Source organism: Treponema sp. UBA3813 (genome assembly GCA_002368605.1).
Taxonomy (GTDB): Bacteria; Spirochaetota; Spirochaetia; order Treponematales; family Treponemataceae; genus Treponema_D.
Genome location: DFEB01000083.1, coordinates 1 through 3,452, shown reverse-complemented (window position 1 = coordinate 3,452; position 3,452 = coordinate 1). Strand labels below are relative to the sequence as shown.

General features: G+C 44.7%; 1 protein-coding gene. It reads right to left on the bottom strand.

From position 1 onward, the window contains the following. Positions 1-958: 958 nt before the first annotated feature. Positions 959-3,452 (bottom strand): DNA topoisomerase (ATP-hydrolyzing) subunit A (gene gyrA / locus B2089_RS12025; protein WP_296687480.1); only part of this gene is annotated, 2,494 nt, incomplete at its 5' end.

The following is a 3,452-nucleotide window of genomic DNA, read 5'->3' as shown; positions in this document are numbered from 1 at the left end:
GTGTCTAAGCAAGGGCGACAAGCAACGCCTTTGAGCACGGCAATGACTCATACTTATTGGACAGCCCCCATCTAATTTTACTCATTGGCGGAAGCAGTTTCACATGAAACAGATTGTTTTACACAGCACATTTTTACAAAAAAAGGAATGTTTCCAATGCGATGCTGAAACCTATAGTTTTAATTGTTTGCGCTGGCTGTTTCATACGACACACAGAGCCGTATTTTAATCGTTGGATAAAGCTGTTTCACATGAAACAATGAGTTCTCTCTTTCTTAGAAAGTATTCTGTTTCACATGAAACAAACCATTGAATTCTGTTCAGGTTTATTCCTTTTGAGCATAAAAAACCGGAGAAGCACATTTGCTCCTCCGGTCGCCTGATGGTTATTATCAATCACTAGATATGAACGAAAAAGAGAGTGATTGATTTCACTACCTATCCCCAAAAGTATTGTATATTACAAACGAACTTTTGTCAGCAGATTTTCTAATTTTTTGAGAAAATTTATTTCTGGCAAGGAGCAACATGTTTTCCACCGTTTCACATGAAACGCTTTTTTACTTTTAATCTTTTCTTTGGAGACTTTTGAAAACTCTAAATCCCTTACCTATCGTTCGTGCATTTTTGAAAGAGATTAACCACAAAAAAAACAAGTTTACATTGATGATTCAAATAATGTTTGTTGGGATAAAAATCCTGAAATAGACAGTGAAATATAATGGAATAATAAAATCGATTTATCAGGTGATGTTTGCTATGTTGAAAGTGCAGAAGCGAATGATTAATGCTAAAATCTGCCGTATTCTAAAAAAACTCCGTGCATCTTTCTGATACACGGAGTTTTTGCACTAGGGATTGTAGGGGCGGCGTTAGCCGTTGCCGCAGGCAATGAAGCCGAAAGGCGGAACCCCGAAAAGCCCGACCCACACTTGTGTGGGAAGTGCCCAAATTTTTTCTATTCTTTATCTTGTGCTACGCTGTCAAAGCCGACTACATAATCCGGTGAGTCGATGTTGATAACCCTTGTTCCGCTGGCTCCCCTGCCCTGCTTTGAAACATCGCTGGCTTTGATTCGGAGGGTTTTGCCCTGTCCTGTCATACAGATGATTTCCGCATCTTCAGAGACTGCGATAGCTCCGATAATCTCGCCTTTATTGTCCGTGTTGCCAAAAATCTTTTGACCGCCGGTTCCTCGTCCGTGCTGACCGAATTCCTCAAAGTCAACTCGCTTTCCAATGCCTTTTTCTGTGATAACGAGAGCGTCTTTTCCTTCTTCGACGCAGATTGCGGCCGCAAGCTCGTCTCCCTGTGAAAGACGGATACCTGTAACGCCGGCACTTGCGCGTCCCATAGGTCTTACATCTTCCTCATTTATGCGGAGTGCCTGACCTCTACGCGTGACTAGCATAACTTCTTTATTTCCGCTAGTCAAAATAGAAGATACAAGTTTGTCTCCGTCCTTGAGTTTGATTGCGATTACGCCACGTGTTTTTGCATTTGCAAACTCTGTTGTCTGACATTTTTTGACGACACCGTTTGCAGTTGCCATGAAGATGAATTGAGAATCGGTGTAATCCTTCATTGTGACGATTGTGGTGATTTCCTCGTCCGCAGAAAGCTGGAGGAGCGACTTGACGCTTGAACCACGGCTGCTTCGGCTCGACTCAGGAATCTCGTGGACTTTTATCCAATAAGCCTTTCCTTCGTCTGTCATGAAGGTGATGTATGATTTTGTTGTAGCGATGAAAATCTGGTTGATGTAATCGTCTTGGATGAGGTTGGCACTCAGGCTGCCCTTTCCTCCCCTACTCTGCGCTTTGTAAAGTGTGAGAGGAACTCTCTTGATGTAACCCATCTTTGAAATCATCACGACGACTTCTTCTTCTTTAATCATGTCCTCTGTGTTGATTTCTTCGACTTCATCTGCAACGATGTCAGTCTTTCGGTCGTCTCCGTATTTTGCGGCAAGCTCGTTGGTCTCGTCTTTGATGATTCCAAGGATTTTCTCATGGTGAGCAAGCAAATCTTCCAAGTGGTCAATCAAAGCCTGCAGCTCGCGGATTTCTTTCTGCAAATCCTCAATCTGCAAGTGAGTGAGGCGCTTCAACTGCATGTCGACGATTGCTTGAGCCTGCTCGTCATCAAAGTTGAATCTTTCTTCCAGACGGAGCTTGGCCTGCTCAGTGGTTTCGCTTCCCCGGATGATTTTGATGACTTCGTCGATATTGTTGATTGCCGTAATCAAAGCCTGCAAGATGTGCATTCGGTGCTTGGCGACTTTGAGGTCATAAATCGTGCGGCGTGTGATAACTTCGTCACGGTGATTTACGAAATGCTGGATAAGCTGCTTGAGAGTAAGAATCTGCGGTTTGAGGTAAGTCGGCTTAAGAGTAAGCATTCCAGGCTCGTCGTATCGTGGCTCGCCTTCCTTTTCCTGAGGAACGAGGGCAAGGTTGATTACGCCGAAATTTGCCTGCAATTCAGTTTTTGAGAAAAGTTGGTTCAGTATGATTTTTGTGACAGCATTCTTTTTAAGCTCGACTACAAGACGCATACCAACGCGGTCGGAAGTTTCGTCGTTAGCGTCGGCAATTCCTTCGATGATTTTGTCATCTTTGAGCTGATTGATTTTCTTGATGATATTTGTCGTGTTCACGCCATACGGAACTTCTGTGAAGACGATTTTTTCATGACCACGCTTGTCAGTTTCGATAGTGAATTTTGAGCGGATTGTGATTTTGCCCCGGCCAGTCCTGTAAGCCTTTTTGATTCCCTCACGGCCGTAAATCGTGCCGCCTGTGGGGAAGTCCGGGCCTTTGATATAGCGCATTAACTCATCGATTGAAATTTCAGGATTGTCGATGTAGGCAGAAATAGCTGCCGCAACCTCGCGCAAGTTGTGGGTCGGCATGTTAGTTGCCATACCAACGGCGATACCTGTCGTACCGTTACAAAGAAGGAAAGGAAATTTTCCAGGAAGAACGGCAGGCTCTTTTGTGGTGTCGTCAAAGTTCGCCACCATGTCCACAGTGTTCTTTGAAATGTCAGAAACCATCTCCTCGGTGATTTTCGACATCTTGGCCTCGGTGTATCGGTAAGCAGCCGGAGGGTCTCCCGCAATAGTACCAAAGTTACCCTGCGGAGTTACAGTCGTATATCGCTGAGAAAAATCCTGACCCAAGCGTACAAGAGCATCATAAACAGAAGCGTCACCATGCGGATGATAGTGACCCAAAACTTCACCGACAATCGTAGCGCATTTTTTAGTCTTTCCGCCCGAAGCCAGATGAAGAGTGTCCATCGCATACATGATTCGCCGGTGAACAGGTTTGAGACCATCGCGGACATCAGGCAAAGCTCGCTGAACAATTACCGACATCGAATAGTCGATGTAAGCCTGCTTTACCTCATCCTCAATCGGAATCTTTATGACAGTTCCACCTTCCGGG